General features: G+C 69.1%; 1 protein-coding gene. It reads right to left on the bottom strand.

The window, feature by feature from the left end:
- A partial coding sequence (locus tag ABTY98_RS42185) for a transposase (protein WP_352226475.1) occupies positions 1-1142 on the bottom strand: 1142 nt, incomplete at its 3' end.
- Positions 1143-1319 lie beyond the last annotated feature (177 nt).

A 1319-nucleotide genomic window follows, 5' to 3' on the forward strand; every position in this document is an offset into this window, starting at 1 on the left:
GCCGGGCAGCGGGCGGTACCGGCGTCCCAGTCGACGGTGAAGTCGGCGGGGGTGAAGGTGCCGGCGCGGGCGTTGCGGCCGGTGCTGACGATGATGGGGGCGATCAGGGTGATTCCCCGCTGGGCGGAGGCGGCGATGACGTCCGCGCTGGGATACCCGGCATCCATCAGGTGCTCGCCGGGCGCCAGGTCCCGGGCGATGAGCCGGTCCTGGATCGCGGTGGTGGCGGTGACGTCCGGATCGGTGGCGCCGGTGGTGTGGACATCGGTGACCAGATGCGGGAGACCCTCGTCGCAGGACTCGCTCAGATGGGCCTTGGAGCCCACCCATTCCGTGTCGCCCTTGGTGCTGTAGCGGGCATCGGGGTCATAGGGCGAGTGCAGCCGCTCCGAGGCCGGGGGCAGTTCCTTGACGTCCTTGTAGCGCAGACGCCCTGCGGCGGTGCGGTGGAAGTGCTGGTCCCACAGCGTCCGCAGGAAGGTGACCTGCGGCAACTGGTTCATCCAGGCCGCGGTGGGATCGGCGTCGATGGCGTCCAGCAACGACTGGCCATCGGCGGCGATCTGTTCGACGAGTTTGTCGGCGGAGGCGTTCTTGCGGCGCAGCAGGCGGCTGGTCTCGACCTTGCGGCCGTAGCGTTCGTCCCAGCCCGGCCGGAGCAGGGGGACGATGAAGCCGGGGCTGGTCCGGGCGATCTCCTCCAAGGCCGCCCGTAGTCCCTCGCCCAGGGTCTCGATCCGGTTCAGCCGTCGCACGCAGGCGATGACATGCGTGGAGTCGGTGCGCTGGCGGCCGCCGGCCTTGACCAGCCCGACCTCCTTGAGGCGTTCCAGCATCAGGCTCAGCAGCCGGTCGGCCCGGCCCTCCTGCGCCAGGCGGGAACGGAACTCCGACAGGGCGGAGAAGTCGAAGCCCGCGTAGTCCAGCCCGACGCCGAGCGCATACTTCCAGGAAATACGGTCCGCGACGGCCTGGGCGGCCTCACGGTCGGCGAGGTTGTGCCGGAACTGCAGGATGGTCACGACCAGAAGGAATGCCGGTGACAGACCCGGCTGCCCGAGCGAGGAGTACATGCCCTCGAACTCGCCCGAAGTGAAGTCCTCATCCGTGAACAGCGGACCCAAAGCGTCCCGGACCCGCATCTCATCGGTCCCCCGAGGATGCACCCGCCGAGCCAACGAAGCCGTATCCTCCGGGATCTCCCCCACACCCACCGGCCGCAACACAGTCCGCCCCCAACACAGGCCCCACCCACCCCTGGTGGGCGAGCGTCACGAATGTCCCACAACCACACTCAGCGACTTCGCCAACGGAATCAG

This window comes from Streptomyces sp. NPDC096040 (assembly GCF_040303265.1).
GTDB lineage: Bacteria > Actinomycetota > Actinomycetes > Streptomycetales > Streptomycetaceae > Streptomyces.